This window comes from Streptomyces sp. NPDC002490 (genome assembly GCF_040296045.1).
Taxonomy (GTDB): Bacteria; Actinomycetota; Actinomycetes; order Streptomycetales; family Streptomycetaceae; genus Streptomyces.
The window spans coordinates 20,530-35,579 of record NZ_JBEOWM010000057.1; the positions used below are offsets into that span (position 1 = coordinate 20,530).

At 73.3% G+C, this 15,050-nt stretch carries 15 protein-coding genes and 1 tRNA gene; 11 read left to right on the top strand and 5 right to left on the bottom strand.

The features are described 5' to 3' along the window. Positions 1 to 45: 45 nt before the first annotated feature. The 8 genes from ABT092_RS26770 (at position 46) to ABT092_RS26805 (ending at position 8,504) form a co-directional block, all read left to right on the top strand. Positions 46 to 570 carry a 4Fe-4S binding protein gene (locus ABT092_RS26770; protein ID WP_351248275.1) on the top strand — a complete coding sequence of 175 codons (525 nt, stop codon included), beginning with the start codon at positions 46 to 48 and terminating at the stop codon, positions 568 to 570. After that, entirely contained in the window at positions 561 to 1,334 is a 774-nt protein-coding gene (locus ABT092_RS26775; protein ID WP_502968512.1) for an NADH-quinone oxidoreductase subunit J family protein, read from the top strand. The genes ABT092_RS26770 and ABT092_RS26775 overlap by 10 nt, the downstream gene beginning before the upstream one ends. After that, a complete protein-coding gene (gene nuoK, locus ABT092_RS26780; protein ID WP_351248247.1) occupies positions 1,334 to 1,720 on the top strand; it encodes an NADH-quinone oxidoreductase subunit NuoK in 387 nt (128 codons plus the stop codon). The genes ABT092_RS26775 and nuoK overlap by 1 nt, the downstream gene beginning before the upstream one ends. Next, positions 1,717 to 3,711, top strand: a complete 1,995-nt coding sequence (locus tag ABT092_RS26785) for an NADH-quinone oxidoreductase subunit 5 family protein (protein ID WP_351248249.1) — start codon at positions 1,717 to 1,719, stop codon at positions 3,709 to 3,711. The genes nuoK and ABT092_RS26785 overlap by 4 nt, the downstream gene beginning before the upstream one ends. A gap of 6 nt (positions 3,712 to 3,717) precedes the next feature. Further along, a complete protein-coding gene (locus tag ABT092_RS26790) occupies positions 3,718 to 5,307 on the top strand; it encodes a complex I subunit 4 family protein (RefSeq protein WP_351248251.1) in 1,590 nt (529 codons plus the stop codon). Further along, positions 5,304 to 6,971 (top strand): NADH-quinone oxidoreductase subunit N, encoded by a 1,668-nt coding sequence (locus ABT092_RS26795; RefSeq protein ID WP_351248253.1) that lies wholly within the window; start codon positions 5,304 to 5,306, stop codon positions 6,969 to 6,971. The genes ABT092_RS26790 and ABT092_RS26795 overlap by 4 nt, the downstream gene beginning before the upstream one ends. Positions 6,972 to 7,248: 277 nt before the next feature. Further along, a complete protein-coding gene (gene htpX / locus ABT092_RS26800; RefSeq protein WP_351248255.1) occupies positions 7,249 to 8,112 on the top strand; it encodes a zinc metalloprotease HtpX in 864 nt (287 codons plus the stop codon). Then, positions 8,109 to 8,504 carry a YccF domain-containing protein gene (locus tag ABT092_RS26805; protein ID WP_351248257.1) on the top strand — a complete coding sequence of 132 codons (396 nt, stop codon included), beginning with the start codon at positions 8,109 to 8,111 and terminating at the stop codon, positions 8,502 to 8,504. The genes htpX and ABT092_RS26805 overlap by 4 nt, the downstream gene beginning before the upstream one ends. Before the next feature lie 99 nt (positions 8,505 to 8,603). On the opposite strand, the gene ABT092_RS26810 is transcribed toward ABT092_RS26805, so the two are convergent. Beyond that, complete coding sequence (locus ABT092_RS26810) at positions 8,604 to 9,092, bottom strand: YajQ family cyclic di-GMP-binding protein (protein WP_351248259.1); 489 nt, start codon at positions 9,090 to 9,092, stop codon at positions 8,604 to 8,606. A gap of 189 nt (positions 9,093 to 9,281) precedes the next feature. Here ABT092_RS26810 and ABT092_RS26815 point away from each other — a divergent pair. After that, a tRNA-Tyr gene (locus ABT092_RS26815) sits at positions 9,282 to 9,363 on the top strand. Between the two features lie 168 nt (positions 9,364 to 9,531). Then, on the top strand, positions 9,532 to 10,359 hold the full coding sequence (locus ABT092_RS26820) for a hypothetical protein (protein ID WP_351248261.1): 828 nt from the start codon (positions 9,532 to 9,534) through the stop codon (positions 10,357 to 10,359). 99 nt (positions 10,360 to 10,458) lie between these two features. Here ABT092_RS26820 and ABT092_RS26825 read toward each other — a convergent pair whose 3' ends face one another. Then, positions 10,459 to 11,121, bottom strand: coding sequence for a DUF4360 domain-containing protein (locus ABT092_RS26825; RefSeq protein ID WP_351248263.1), 663 nt, complete (start codon positions 11,119 to 11,121; stop codon positions 10,459 to 10,461). Positions 11,122 to 11,456: 335 nt separating this feature from the next. Further along, on the bottom strand, positions 11,457 to 12,116 hold the full coding sequence (locus ABT092_RS26830; RefSeq protein WP_351248265.1) for a DUF4360 domain-containing protein: 660 nt from the start codon (positions 12,114 to 12,116) through the stop codon (positions 11,457 to 11,459). 405 nt (positions 12,117 to 12,521) lie between these two features. Between ABT092_RS26830 and ABT092_RS26835 the strand changes: the two genes are divergently transcribed. After that, positions 12,522 to 12,734 (top strand): hypothetical protein, encoded by a 213-nt coding sequence (locus ABT092_RS26835; RefSeq protein ID WP_351248267.1) that lies wholly within the window; start codon positions 12,522 to 12,524, stop codon positions 12,732 to 12,734. 130 nt (positions 12,735 to 12,864) lie between these two features. On the opposite strand, the gene ABT092_RS26840 is transcribed toward ABT092_RS26835, so the two are convergent. Both ABT092_RS26840 and ABT092_RS26845 read right to left on the bottom strand, forming a co-directional pair. Then, entirely contained in the window at positions 12,865 to 13,521 is a 657-nt protein-coding gene (locus tag ABT092_RS26840) for an NAD(P)H-binding protein (protein WP_351248269.1), read from the bottom strand. Positions 13,522 to 13,573: 52 nt separating this feature from the next. Further along, on the bottom strand, positions 13,574 to 14,839 hold the full coding sequence (locus ABT092_RS26845) for an amidohydrolase family protein (RefSeq protein ID WP_351248271.1): 1,266 nt from the start codon (positions 14,837 to 14,839) through the stop codon (positions 13,574 to 13,576). Positions 14,840 to 15,050: the final 211 nt, after the last annotated feature.

Genomic DNA, 15,050 nt, shown 5'->3' on the forward strand with positions numbered 1-15,050 from the left:
CCCGGATCGGGTCTCGCCAAGGGACTGGCCGTCACCCTGCGCACCATGACCCGCAAGTCCGTCACCGCCCGGTACCCCGACGTCCAGCCCGAACTCCCGCCGCGCACCCGGGGGGTCATCGGACTCTTCGAGGAGAACTGCACGGTCTGCATGCTGTGCGCCCGGGAGTGCCCCGACTGGTGCATCTACATCGACTCCCACAAGGAGACCGTGCCGCCCGCGGCCCCCGGCGGCCGGGAGCGCAGCCGCAACGTGCTCGACCGGTTCGCCATCGACTTCTCGCTCTGCATGTACTGCGGCATCTGCATCGAGGTGTGCCCCTTCGACGCGTTGTTCTGGTCCCCGGAGTTCGAGTACGCCGAGACCGACATCCGGGAGCTCACCCACGAGCGGGACAAGCTCCGCGAGTGGATGTGGACGGTGCCGGCGCCCTGCGCCCTCGACCCCGCCGCCGAGGAACCCAAGGAACTCGCCGCGGCCCGCAAGGCCACGGAGAAGCTGGCCGCCGAAGCCGAAGCGAAGGCCCGGACCGAGGACGGGGCCGCCCCGGGTCAGGAGGGATCCGCGTGACCCCCGCCACCGCGTTCGCCGCCGGGACCACCGGGTTCCTGTCCCCGACCGGCGTCGAGATCGTCTTCCTGCTCGTCGGCCTGGTCACCCTCGGCGCCGCCGTCCTCACGGTCACCACCCGACAACTCGTGCACGCCGCACTCTGGCTGGTGGTCGCGCTCGGCGGCATCGCCGTCGAGTACCTGCTGCTCACCGCCGAGTTCATCGCCTGGGTGCAGGTGTTGATCTACGTCGGGTCCGTCGTCGTCCTGCTGCTGTTCGGGCTGATGCTCACCAGGGCCCCGATCGGACGCTCCCCGGACGCGGACTCGGGCAACCGGTGGGTGGCCCTCGGGGTCGCACTCGCCGCCGCGACCGTGCTGGTCTGGGTGGTCGTGGACGCCTTCCGCACCGTCCGCCTCGACCTCGACGGCGCCGCCCAGGGCTCCACCGGGGTCATGGGCGCGGCGCTCTTCCAGCACTGGGTACTGCCGTTCGAGGCGCTCTCGGTGCTGCTGCTCGCGGCCCTGGTCGGCGCGATCGTGCTCTCCCGCCGGAAGCCCGGGCCCACCGAACCCGAGGCCCCGGCCCGCCGCCCCGGCGGCCCCCGCCGGACGCCCGCCGCCCCCGGCCGTGCCCGCGCCGGCGCCCGCACCCCGGCCCCCGCCGAGCCCGCCGACGACGGCCACGGCGCCGGAGCCCCGCAGGCCGGAGCCCCTGACGCCGGAACGCCGGACGTCGCAACGCCGGACGCCGCAACGCCACCGCGGACGGAGACCGACTGATGCACCTCGCCTACCCCGCGGTCCTCTCGGTCCTCCTCTTCTGCACCGGGCTCTACGGCGTGCTGGCCCGGCGCAACGCGATCCTGGTCCTGATGTCCGTCGAGCTGATGCTCAACGCCGTCAACCTCAACCTCGTCGCCTTCGACGTCTGGCTGAGCGAAGCCGCCCGCGACACCCTGCACTCCGGTCAGGCGCTGACCCTGTTCACCATCGCCATCGCCGCCGCCGAGATCGGCATCGGCCTGGCCATCGTCCTCGCCGTCTACCGGGCCCGCGGCACCTCCGCCGTCGACGAACTCCGCGACACCGCCGAGACCGGACCCGGCCCGCTCGACGGCCCGGACGGCTCCGGCACCCCGGCACCCACTCCTAAGGCCGCCGCGTGACCACCACCACCCTCGCCGCCCTCGTCCCCGCCCTGCCGTTCCTCGGCGCCCTCGCCGGGCTGGCCCTCGGCCGCACCGCCCCCGGCTTCGTCCGCCCGCTGGCCGTGCTGCCGACGCTGGCCGCGCTGGTGCTGGCCGTCCTCGTCGCCGCCCGGCAAGGCGGCGGACGGACCCTCGAAGCGGCCACCCAACTGACCCCCACCGGCTCGGTCCCCATCGACCTGGCGCTGCACCTGGACGGCTTCGCGGTCCTTGTCGCGGTCCTCGTCACCGTGGTGGCCACCTGCGTGCAGATCTACTCCACGGCCTATCTGCGCCACGACCCGCGCTACCCCTCGTACGCGGCGCTGGTGTCCCTGTTCACCTCCGCGATGCTCCTCGTCGTCTACTCGGGCGACCTGATGGTGCTCCTGGTGGGCTGGGAGGTCATGGGCATCTGCTCGTACTTCCTGGTCGGCCACTACTGGGAGACGCCCGAAGCCCGGGCCGCCTCGCTCAAGGCGTTCCTCGTCACCAAACTCGGCGACGTCCCCTTCCTGATCGGACTCTTCGCACTCGCCGCGGACGCCGGCTCCTTCCGCATCTCCACCGTCCTGGCCGCCGTCTCCGGCGGCGGACTCGACCACCCGACGCCCATCGCCCTGCTGCTCCTGGCCGGAGTCGCCGGCAAGTCGGCCCAGTTCCCGCTGCACACCTGGCTGCCCGACGCGATGGCCGGCCCCACCCCCGTCTCCGCGCTGATCCACGCCGCCACGATGGTCGCCGCCGGCGTCTACTTCGTGGCCCGGCTGCTGCCCGTCTTCACCGCCTCCGCCGCCGCACTGGCCGTGCTCGCCGCGATGGCCGCCGTCACGATGCTCGGCTCGGCGCTCGCCGCGCTCGCCCAGGACGACATCAAACGCGTCCTCGCCTACTCGACGATCGGTCAGCTCGGCTACCTGACCGCCGCGCTCGCCGTCGCCGACCCGGGCGCCGCCGTCTTCCACCTCCTCTCCCACGGCGCCTTCAAGGCGCTGCTGTTCCTCGCCGCGGGCGTGGTCATCCACGCCGCCGGCACCAACTCGCTCACCGCCATGTCCAGGATGCGGAACCTGCGCGCCCGCATCCCGGACGCGTTCTGGACGATGACCGTGGCCCTGCTCGCGCTCGCCGCGATCCCCCCGTTCAGCGGCTTCTTCTCCAAGGAGGCCGTCCTGGTCGGCGCCGAGCACGCCGCCCACGGCGACACCCCGGGCGTCCCCACCGCGGTCGGCTGGACCGTCCTCGCCGCCGGGCTGCTCACCGCCCTCCTCACCGCCGCCTACGCGATCCGCCTGTGGCTGCTCGTCTTCCGCGGCCGGGGCACCGAGGAGGCGCCCGACCACGGCCCCCAGCCGCTCGCCATGACCGGCGTGCTGTGGGTGCTCGCGGTGCCCTCCCTCGCCTTCGGCCTCACCGCGGGCGTGCTGCCCGACTGGTTCGGCGGACAGTCGCTGTCACCGACCCTGACCACCTCCGTCCTCGGTACCGGCGCCGCCCTCATCGGCGCCCTGCTGGTGTACGGCACCTGGCGCCAGACCGCCCCGGCCACCCGGACGCCGCTCCCCACCCCGACCCCCCACCCCGACGAGGACGGCTCCCTGGTCGAGGCGGAGGCCCTCGCCGCCCACGAACGCGCCTACGGCTACCTGGCCGCCGCACCCGACCCCGGCGACCCCGGACGGCTCCTGCTCGGACCGCTGCACCGCCACGCCGCCGAGGGCTTCCACCTCGACGCCGCCTACCGCGCGCTGTTCGTCCGCCCCGTGCTCGCCGCCGCCCGACTGGTGCGCTTCCTGGACCGCGAGGTCGTCGACACCTACGTCCGCGGTGCGGCGGCCCTGCCCCGCTGGCTCGGCACCGCCGCCCGCCGCGCCCAGACCGGCAACGTGCAGACCTATCTGAGCGTGCTGTTCGCGGGCACCGTCGTCCTGGCGATCGCCGCCGTCCTCGTCGCCACCGCCGGAGCGTGAGCCGCCGTGATCGATATCAACGAGTCCGTGATGCAGTTCCTCCTCGCGTTCGTCGTGCTCGGCCCGCTCCTGGGCGCCGTCACCGCCCTGTTGCCGGCCCCGCCCGGACTGAAGGGGAAGTCACCCGAACAGGCCGTGCTCCGCCACGGCGTCACCGTGACCGGCGCGGTCCTCCTCGCCGCCCTCGTCCTCGCCCTCGGCTTCGACCACGACCGGCCGTCGACGATGCAGGCCACCACGGACATCAGCTGGATCCCCGCGCTGGACGTCCGCATCCACCTCGGCGTCGACGGCATCTCCCTCCCCCTCCTCGTCCTCACGGCGCTGCTGACCTTCCTGTGCGCCCTGTACACCTACGGCAAGCCGCCCGCCGGGCCGTCCCCCCGGGCGTTCGTCGCCCTGGTGCTCCTCCTGGAGACGGGCACCCTGGCCACCTTCGCCGTCCTCGACCTGCTGCTGTTCTTCCTCGCCTTCGAGACGGTCCTCATCCCGATGTACTTCCTCATCGCCCGCTGGGGCGGCGCCGGCCGCACGGCCGCCGCCGGGAAGTTCATCCTGTACACGCTGCTCGGTTCGGTCGTCATGCTGCTCGGCCTGCTCCTCATCGGGCTCAGGGCGGGCACCTTCGACATGGTGGCACTCGCCACTGACAACGGCCGCTCGCTCAGCACGTCCCTCCAGGTCATCGCCGTCCTGGCGATCGGCATCGGGCTCGCCGTGAAGACCCCGATGTGGCCGCTGCACAGCTGGCTCCCGGACGCCCACACCGCCGCCCCGACCGTCGGCTCCGTCCTCCTCGCGGGCGTCCTGCTGAAGATGGGCACCTACGGCTTCGTCCGCATCCTGCTGCCGGCCGCCCCGGACGGGATGCACGTGCTCGCCCCGTACCTGGCCGCCTTCGCCGTCGTCGGCATCCTCTACGGCTCGCTGGCCTGCCTGGCGCTCGCCCGGCCCGGCGCCGGCGGCGACCTCAAACGGCTGATCGCCTACTCCTCGGTCGGCCACATGGGCTTCGTCCTCCTCGGCATCGCCACCCTCACCCCCACCGGCGTCAACGGCGCGCTCTTCGCGAACATCGCCCACGGCCTCATCACCGGACTGCTGTTCTTCCTGGTCGGCGCCCTCAAGGAACGCACCGGCACCACCGACCTCGACGCCCTCGCAGGCACCACCGGCGCCGCCCTGTACGGCACCGCCCCCCGCCTCGGCGGACTGCTCGCCTTCGGCGCCGTCGCCTCCCTGGGCCTGCCCGGACTCGCCGGCTTCTGGGGCGAGATGCTCGCCATGTTCGGGGCCTTCGACCCCGCGGACGGCCTCAACCGCCCCGCCTACCTCACCTTCATGGCCCTCGCCGGCCTCGGCACCCTGCTGACCGCCGCGTACCTGCTCCTGGTCGTCCGCCGCGTCTGCATGGGCACGCCGAAGCCGACCGCCGACCCCGCGGGCCCGCCGGCCCTCCCGGACGTGCACCGCCACGAGTACGCCGCCTGGGCCCCGCTCGTCGCGCTCACCGTCCTCGCCGGACTCTGGCCCGCGGTGCTGCTGAGCCTCACCGACCCGGCCGTGCAGCAACTCCTCTCGGGAGGCAAGTCGTGACCCTCGCCGCCGCGGACGTCGTGAAGCTCGTCCAGTCCGTCGACTGGGTCGCCATCGCCCCGCCCACCATCACCGCCCTCGCCGCACTGCTCGTCCTGGTCGCCGACCTCTTCGTCCCGCAACGCCGCAAGCACCTGCTCGGCTGGGCCGCGGCCGGGGCGCTGGCCCTCGCCCTCCTGTCCCTGCTGCCGCTCCTCGGCGACGACCGGGGCACCTTCTGCCGCCGCTCCGCCGCCGACACCTGCAGCTACACCGCCGACCAGTTCACCCTGGCCGTGCAGGTGCTGGTCCTCGGCGGCGCCCTGATCGCGGTGCTCCTCTCGGTCACCCTGCTCGCCGACGACGCCCACGGCACCACCGGTGACACCGGCACCCGCACCCTCCCCGACGGGGAGTACTGGTTCCTGCTGCTGTGCTCCGCGGCCGGCGCCGCCCTGCTGCCCGCCGCCCGCGACCTCACCACCCTGGTCGTCGCCCTTGAGGTCGCCTCCCTGCCCGCGTTCGCCCTGGTGGGACTGAAGTTCGGCGACCGGATGTCCGCCGAAGCGGCCCTGAAGTTCTTCCTGTCCTCCGTCACCGCCACCGCCGTGACCCTGATGGGCGTCAGCTTCGTGTACGCGGCCACCGGCAGCATGTACCTCACGGAGATCGCCGACGCCCTCACCGAAGCGGACGGGCAGTTCGCGACCCTCGCCCGGGCGGGCGTCGTCCTCACGCTCGTCGGCTTCGCCTTCAAGACCGCCGCCGTACCGTTCCACTTCTGGGTGCCCGACACCTACGTGGGCGCCCCGCTGCCCGTCGCCGCCTACCTGTCGGTCATCGGCAAGGCCGTCGGGTTCACCGGACTGGTCCTGGTCACCGTCCTCGCCTTCCCCGCCTACGCCGACGTGTGGGGCCCCGCCCTCGCGGTGCTCGCCGCGCTCACCATGACGGTCGGCAACGCCGCCGCCCTGCGCCAGTCGGCCACCCGGGCCCGCGGCGCGGTGCGCCTGCTGGCCTGGTCCTCGGTCGGCCAGGCCGGCTACCTGCTGGTCCCGATCGCCGCGGCGGCGTACCCCGCCGGAGGCGCCACCGCCCACGCCGAACGCGCCGTCGGCTCCACCCTCGCGTACGCCCTGATGTACGCGGTGGTGAACCTCGGCGCCTTCGCCGTCGTCGCGCTGGTCGCCCGCACCCGCCCCTCGAACCGCCTCGACGACTACCGCGGCCTGTACGCCGAGCGCCCGCTCACCGCCCTGGCGCTCGCCTTCCTCCTGCTCTGCCTCGCCGGACTGCCGCCCGGGATCGTCGGCCTGTTCGCCAAGGTGACCGTCTTCTCCTCCGCCGTCGACGCCGGCCTCGGCTGGCTCGCCGTCGTCATGGCCGTCAACGTCGTCATCGCGCTCTCCTACTACCTCCGGTGGACGGCCCTGCTCTTCCGCCGCCCCGAGGAGGCACCCGCCCCCGCGGCGCCGGGCACGCCCCCCGCGGCGCCCGCCGCCCCGGCCCCGGGCGCCGCGGTCCCCGCCGCCACCACGGTCACCACCGCCCCGACCGCCGTGCCGCCGGTCGCCGCCGTTCCCGTTCCGCTTGCGGTCGCGATCGCCCTGACCACCGCCCTCGGCGTCGTCCTGTCCGTCGCCCCGCAGCTCGTGCTGCGGTTCGCCGACACGGTCCTGTTCTGACGTTCCCCGCGGCGACCGTGCCCCGGACCTGTCCCGTTGCCGGTCCGCGCCGCCCCGCCCACCCCGTCCGGGGCCGGCCCCGGACGGGGTGACGCGCGCCGTCACCCGGCCGGCCGACACGCCGGGGCGTGCGCACAAGGGAACTCGTCCCGCCCGCCTGGCGTTGACCAGTACGGGAGGGTCCACTGGACCGTGGAAGAGCCGCCGCGGCCCCCACCGCGGCACACAGCACCAAGGAGCAGAGGGTTCCCCTGCCGCACCACCAGGAGGGCTTACTGTGCACCGCCGGCACAATGGGTTGAAGACCGCTGTTCTCCTCGGAGGGCTGTCGGCGCTCATCATCGTCATCGGCAGCCTCTTCGGACGCACGGGGCTGATCGTCGCCCTGGTCATCGCCCTGGGCACCAATGCCTACGCCTATTGGAACAGCGACAAGCTGGCGCTACGCGCGATGCGTGCCCGGCCGGTCAGCGAATTCGAGGCGCCGGCGCTCTACCGCATGGTCCGCGAGCTGTCGACGCAGGCCAGACAGCCCATGCCACGGCTCTACATCTCCCCGACCGAGGCCCCGAACGCCTTCGCGACCGGGCGCAACCCGCGCAACGCCGCGGTGTGCTGCACCGAAGGCATCCTCCGCATCCTCGACGAACGCGAGCTGCGGGGGGTGATCGGCCACGAGCTGAGCCACGTCTACAACCGCGACATCCTGATCTCCTCGGTCGCCGGCGCCCTCGCCTCGGTGATCATGTTCCTGGTCAACTTCGCCTGGCTGATCCCGATCGGCCGCTCCGACAACGACGAGGGCCCCGGCCTCCTCGGCATGCTGCTGATCATGATCCTGGGCCCGCTCGCGGCCTCCGTGATCAAGCTGGCCATCAGCCGCTCCCGGGAGTACGAGGCGGACGCCTCCGGGGCCCAGCTCACCGGTGACCCGCTGGCGCTGGCGAGCGCCCTGCGCAAGCTGGACGCCGGGACGAAGCAACTGCCCCTGCCGCCGGAGCCGCGGATCGAGACGGCGAGCCACATGATGATCGCCAACCCGTTCCGTCCCGGTCAGGGCCTGTCCAAGATGTTCTCCACCCACCCGCCGATGGCCGAGCGCATCGCCCGACTCGAACAGATGGCAGGACCACACCAGTGAAGACCATCCTCAACGTCATTTGGCTCGTGTTCAGCGGGTTCTGGCTGTTCCTCGGCTACCTGCTGGCCGCACTCCTCCTCTTCATCACCATCATCGGCATCCCCTTCGGCCTGGCGGCGCTGCGCATCGGCGTCTACGCCCTGTGGCCCTTCGGACAGACGGTGGTGGACCGCCCCGGCGCGGGCGCGCCGTCCTGCGTGGGCAACGTCCTGTGGCTGGTCCTCGCGGGCTGGTGGCTGGCGCTCACCCACGTCGTCACGGGCGTCCTCCAGTGCCTCACCATCATCGGCATCCCCCTGGGCCTGGCGAACTTCAAGATGATCCCGGTCTCGCTGATGCCGCTCGGCAAGGAGATCGTCAGCACCGACCGGCCGTTCGCCGGCCGCTGGTGACGGCGCGGCCCCGGCCCCTCCGCCCCGACGAGGGGGCTCGGAGGGACCGGGGCCGCGGAATGCCACCGGCGCTGCCGCCCGCCGCGCGGGCGGCAGCGACTACCGGTAGTTGACGAACTGGAGCGCGAAGTCGAAGTCCTGCCCCTTCAGCAGGGCGATGACGGCCTGGAGGTCGTCCCGGCTCTTGGAGCTGACCCGCAGCTCCTCGCCCTGCACCTGGGCCTTGATGCCCTTCGGGCCCTCGTCCCGGATGATCTTCGCCACCTTCTTGGCGTTCTCCTGGGAGATGCCCTCCTGGATCGAGGCGAAGAGCTTGTACTCCTTGCCGGACAGCTGCGGCTCGCCCGCGTCCAGCGCCTTCAGCGAGATGCCGCGCTTGACCAGCTTGCCCTGGAACACGTCGAGGATGGCGTTCACCCGGTCCTCGGAGTTCGCCTGCATCAGGACCTTCTCACCGGACCAGGCGATCGACGCCCCGACGTTGCGGAAGTCGTAGCGCTGCGAGATCTCCTTCGCCGCCTGGTTGAGGGCGTTGTCGACCTCCTGCCGCTCGACCTTCGAGACGATGTCGAAACTGGAGTCGGCCATGTGCTGTGGCTCCTTGGATCGGGTGCGTGGGATGCGGCCTCGGGGCCGGGACCGCATCCGCAAAGCCTAGCCACCGCTCCGCCGGGGGGTGCCGCTCAATCGAGTGGCGAAGCACCCCCGGGGATCGGGTATCGTTTACGTCGTTGCCAGAGAGCGCAGCGGAAACGCCCGGTCTCCAGCGATATCCCAGGCGGTGTGCCCGAGCGGCCAAAGGGAGCAGACTGTAAATCTGCCGGCTCAGCCTTCCCAGGTTCGAATCCTGGCGCCGCCACACGGATGACGAAGGGCCCGCGACCACCCAGTGGTCGCGGGCCCTTCGTGATGCCCTCCCCCGGAGCCCCCGCCGAGGCATCGCCGCAGTTCGGGCCCGCAGAGCGGGGACCCGTCGGATAGGCTGCCGCCCTTCTTGACGGCAGCATCCTTCCTGATGGGGTGGGGAATGAAGACAGGCAGACGAACCGCCGCGGTGGCCGCGCTCGTGGGGGCGCTGGGCCTCTCGACGCTGAACGCGTCGACGGCCCATGCCGCGGACACCGGCATCACGGTGTCGGACATCGTCATCAACAAGGGCAAGCCGATCCTCGTCGGCACGACCAAGGTGGTGGAGCCGCCCCTCAGCTTCCGCATCACCCTGCCCCGGGGCTACAGCACCGCGAACCCCTTCAGCTACGGCGGGGAGCCCTTCCTCTACCGCGGCAGCATCACCAGGGCGACCGACACCGGGGACAACTACATCGGCCCGGGCAGCTACATCTGCTACGAGGTCGACTCCCGGCGGGCCCGCTGCGAGGGCCACCTCTACATCAACCCGGAGCCGAGCCAGGAGCACGTCGACTCCAACAGCGACGCCACCTCCTGGAAGGTCGGCGTCGCGCTGCAACTGTGGAAGCCCAGCGGGGGCTTCCTGACCGGCGAACTGGAGACGCGTTCCCTGACGGTCCCCCTCAGGCGCGTCTCCAAGACCACCGTCGACGCCTCGCCGGAGCCGGTGGTCCGGGGCCGGACCGTCACCGTCACGGGCAAGCTGACCCGGGCGAACTGGAGCACGAAGAGGTACGACGGCTACGGCGACCGCACGGCCAGCCTCCAGTTCCGCGCCAAGGGCACCGACGCCTTCACGACGGTCAAGAAGGCCACCACCAGCCGGACCGGGGCGCTGAGGACCACGGTCACCGCCTCGGTCGACGGCTACTACCGCTGGGTGTACCAGGGCGACTCCGCGACCGGGCCCGCCACCAGCACCGCCGACTTCGTCGACGTGCGCTGACGCGGCGGAGGGGGTCCGTCCGAGGTGACCAGCGGCGGACGGACCCCCGGTGACCGCCGGCCCGCTCACCCGTGGGCCGGCGGCGTTCGTGACGGCCGCTCAGGAGGCGGTCGGGCACTCCTTCCAGGCCAGGTGGTAGACGGTGCTGACGCTGCCGTCGGTGGAGTCCATGGTCATGAAGCTGGTCTCCGCCGGGTCGGAACCGCCCAGCAGCACCCGCAGCTCCGTGTTGACGTTGACGCTGCGCTTGACCCCGCAGGGAGCCCACACCAGGGACGCCCAGTCGGTGCTGTCGGTGGCCTGCCAGTCGTCCGCCCGCGGGCCGTTGAAGGTGTGGGTCCGCGAGGTGGTGTCGGAGGCGCCCTGGAAGTAGTACGACGCCTTCTGCACGCCGGTGGCGCCCGGCTGGAGGGAGGCGAAGCCGCGGTAGTCGACGCTGGTGACGGCGTACGTGAAGCCTTGCGGGACGTGCACGAGCAGGTTGAGCTGACAGTTCTTCCGGAACCCGGTCGGCGACGAGGCGCCGCCCGCCTGGGCCAGGTAGTCGCTGTAGGTGACGGTGAAGGCGGTGTTGCCGGGCGAAGTGGCGACGGCCGCCGTTCCCGCGCGGCAGCCCGAGCCGTTGACGGTCACCACGTCCACGGTGACCTTGCCGGGGGGCGGTGCGCTGGGGGTGGTGACCGATGCGGTCGCACTCTGCGCGGGGATGACCGCCGCGATGAGTGCGGCGGTCGCGCTGGAGGCGAGCAGTCCGCGAACCATGGTTCTCCTGTCCGTTGCGTGAGGACCGCCGCGGCACCGGGTCGGCGCCGCGGTCGGCAGGTGGGCGGTCGTCCGGCCTGGCGGACGACCGGTCGGGCGGAAGAGCGGGGGTGGGCGGGTGGCTGCCGTACGTCCCTCTGCCGGGCCTGACCCGTGTTCCGTGTCCACCGTCCGCCGGGCCGCCGCGGGGGTGCGGCGGTCCGGCGGACGACGGACACCGGGCGCCGCGCCCCGGCGGGCGTCCCGCACGGTGAGCGGGTGTGCGGGGCCCGCCGGGGCGGGCTTCCGTCAGGGGCCGTCGCGTCCCGGGGCGGCCCTCGACGGAGTCTTCGGGGTCACACGGCCGGGCACTCCCGCCACGCCAGGTGGTAGACGGTGTCGAGGGCGGCGTCGGTGGAGTCCATCGTCATGAAGCTGGTCTTCGTGCGGTCCGAGGTGCCCGCGTTCACGCGCAGCTCGGTGTTGATGTTGAGGTTGCGCTTGACCCCGCACGGGGCCCACACGAGGTTGGCCCACTCCGTGGTGTCGGTGGCCTGCCAGTCCTCAAGGAGCGGCCCGTTGAAGGTGTGCGAGCGGAACGCCGTGGCCGGTGAGCCCTGGAAGTAGTAGGAGGCCTTCTCCACCCCGGACGCACCGGGCTCCAGGGAGGCGAAGCCGCGGTAGTCGGCGCTCATGATCGCGTAGGTGAATCCGTGCGGCACGTGCACGATCAGGTTGAGCTGGCAGTTCTTCCGGAAGTCGGTCGGCAGCGAGGTGCCCCCGACCTTGGCCAGGTAGTCGCTGTAGGTCACCGTGAAGGCGGTGTTGTCCGGGGAGACGGCGACGGCGGCGGTGCCCGCCGGACAGCCGGAGCCGTTGACGGTCGCGACCTCGATCACGATCTTGTCCGGCGGCGCCTCGATGGTGGATGCGGACGCGCCGGCGCCGTGGGCGGGAAGGGCCGTCGCGAGGAGTGCGGCGACCGCCGCGCCGGAGGCGAGCAGAGCACGAACCATGGTTCTCCTGTCCAGTGCCGGCCCCCACGGCGGCACGACGAGCCTGTACCGCCGCGCGGGTGGGGGGTGGTCATGCCGTCCGCGCGGGACGCGGAACGGGCGGCCGGATGCCGAAAGGTTTCGGCCTCGGTGGGGTGTGCGGCACGCAGCATGTCGAGTCCGCATGGGAGCCAGATGAGGATGTGAGAAACGCGTGAGCCGTCCAGGCGTCAACCGTTGAACACGGGGCGAGGAGAGGTCTGTGAGCTGCGGGGACGGCAACCCGTCCGCTCGGTCCGCCGACCGCTCCGGCGGCTGTTTCCAGCCGTTTTCCGCCCCGCCGGAGGCTCCGGCGCGGACCCGTTCGGCAGGTGACGCAGGGGCGTGCCGCGGGCTGTTGTCAGTGGTCCGGGGCACACTGGTGGGATGTCCAGTCGCCGTAGGCTCTGCCCCCGGTGCCGCCGCGAAATCGCCGTTGTCGCGGGGCGCTTCGCCCGTCACGACCCACCCGGCGCGCGGAACGCCGGTTCTCTGCTCTCCTGCCCCGGGTCACGCGCAATCGCCGCGCTCGGGGCGGCACAACCCGCTCTCGACGGATACGCACCCCCCGAGTTCCCCGGGCAACTGCCCCTCTTCTGAACGCTTCCTGAGAACGCTCCCATCCGGCAGCGATCGGAAACGGCCGTCCGCGGACCCGTGACACCCCCGCGCACGCACCGGCGGGCGCCACGGGACCGCCCCGCGACGCCCGCCGGCCCGTGCCCCGCGCTCAGTTGCCCGCGACGCCCTTCACCGCCACCGACACGGGCACCCGACCCGAGATCAGCTCCAGCGTCAGCCCGGCCGTCGCCGGGGTGTCCAACAACTCCACGAGCACCGCGGCCACGTCGTCGCGCGGCACCGGGCCCCGCCCCGTGGACGCCTCCAACCGGACCAGCCCGGTGCCCGCGTCGTCGGTGAGCAGGCCGGGCCGCAGCACCGTGGCGTCCAGACCGTCGCGCGCCAGGACGTCGGCATCGGCCGCGCCCTTGGCCCGCAGGTACGCGTCGAACACCTCGTCGCCCGGGTGCTCGGGGTCGGCCCGCATCGCCGAGACGACCACGAACCGGCGCACGCCGGCCCGTTCGGCCGCGTCCGCGAGGAGCACCGCCGCGGCCCGGTCGACGGTGTCCTTGCGCGCCGCGCCGCTGCCGGGCCCCGCCCCGGCCGCGAACACGACCGCGTCGGCGCCCGTCAGGTGCCGGGCGACCTCCTCGACCCCCGCGGCCTCCAGGTCGCAGACCACGGGCTCGGCCCCGGCGGCCCGCAGGTCCTCGGCGTGTTCGGCCCGGCGCACCAGGCCCGCCACCGCGTCCCCCCGCCGGGCGAGCAACCGCTCCAGCCGCAGCGCGATCCGACCGTGTCCTCCAGCAATGACGATCCGCATGTCCCGACCGTACGCCCGCCGCGCCCGCCGGGCGGCCAGGCGCCGCCGTGCGTCAGCCCGGTGCCTGGGGCCGTCCCTGCCGGGGCAGTTCCAGGGCCGCGGCGGCCGCCGAGTCGCAGTACTCCCGCACCGCGCTGGTGCGGGCCACCACCCTCCCCCGGTGGATCACGATCCGGCTGTACCCCAAGGACAGCACCGCGCCCAGCCGTTGCCCGCGCACCGCGAGCAACTCGGCCGGGAAGCCGGCCTCGACCCGCACCGGCGGCAGCCCGAGCACCTCCCGGGCCGTCGCGCACACGGTGTCGTACGCCGCGTCGGTCCGCACCCCGTAGCGGGAGGCCAACAGGTAGGCGGCCTCCAACGGGTCGCCGCGGCCCACCGGGTTGCCGGTGTCCCGCAGCGCCCCGCTGCCGGCGGCCACCCGCACCCCCGCCGACCGCAGCAGCCGCACCGGGGCGGTCTCCCGCCGCTCCGCGCCCCCGCAGCCGCCCTGCGGCAGGCAGACCACGAAGACCCCGGCCGCCGCGAGCCGTTCGGCGACCCGCCCCGCGGCCTGGTCGGGGAGGTGGGCGAGTCCCCCGCAGGGGCCGAGGGCGACCTTGGGGCGCAGCCCGCCGGCCATGGTCGCGAGCCGGGCCAACCGGGTCGGGTCGTCCCCGTCGGTGTGCAGGTCCACGGCGCAGCCGTGCTCGGCGGCGAGTTCCAGCACCGTCTGCACGTACCCGGTGGGGTCGGGGTCGAGGTCGGGGCGGCCGCCGACCGCCGTGGCCCCCATCCGGACCGCGTCCCGCAGCAGCGCCAGCCCGTCCGCGCCCGCCACCCCGGTCAGCAGCCGGGGCATCGCCACCACGGACAGCTCGGCCAGCCCGCGCAGCGCCCGCCGGGCCTGGAGCACCGCCTCCAGCGCGCCGAGCCCGGCCACGTCCCCGACGCGGACGTGGCTGCGCAGCACGGTCGCCCCGTGCCCGAGTTGGAGCAGCGCGGCCTCGGTGGCGCGCCGCTGGACGTCCTGGACGTCGTACGGGACGGGGCCGGGGGCGTCGGCCGAGAGCGCGGTGTCCGCGTGGGCGTGGGGTTCGGCGGGCGCGGGCAGCAGCAGGTACCCGGTGAGGTCGAGCCGGGTGGCGGCGTACGCGGTGAGGCTGCCGGCGGTGCCGACCGCCTCGATCCGGCCGCTCCCGATCCGCACGTCGACGGTCCGCCCGTCCACCAGGCGGGCCCCGCACAGCAGCAGCCCCGAGCCGTCGGCCGCGGCGCCGTCGTCGCCGGAGGGGCGGGGAGAGCCGGAGGGCGGCTGCTGCGGCTGGCTGTCGGGCATCGCTCTCCTGGGCGCTCGGCCTGCGTGATCACACAGCGTGAGCCGAGCCTAGGACGGCGACCGGGCGGCGTCCGGGAGGAGCGCATTAGTCGTACGGATTGTGGTGCGACGGACGCATGGCCGGGGCACCGCAGCCAGGTGCCCGGCGGCAGCTTCTCCGCTTCGCGGAACGCGCAGCGCGAGTCCGGCACCCAGTAGTACAGCAGCGAGG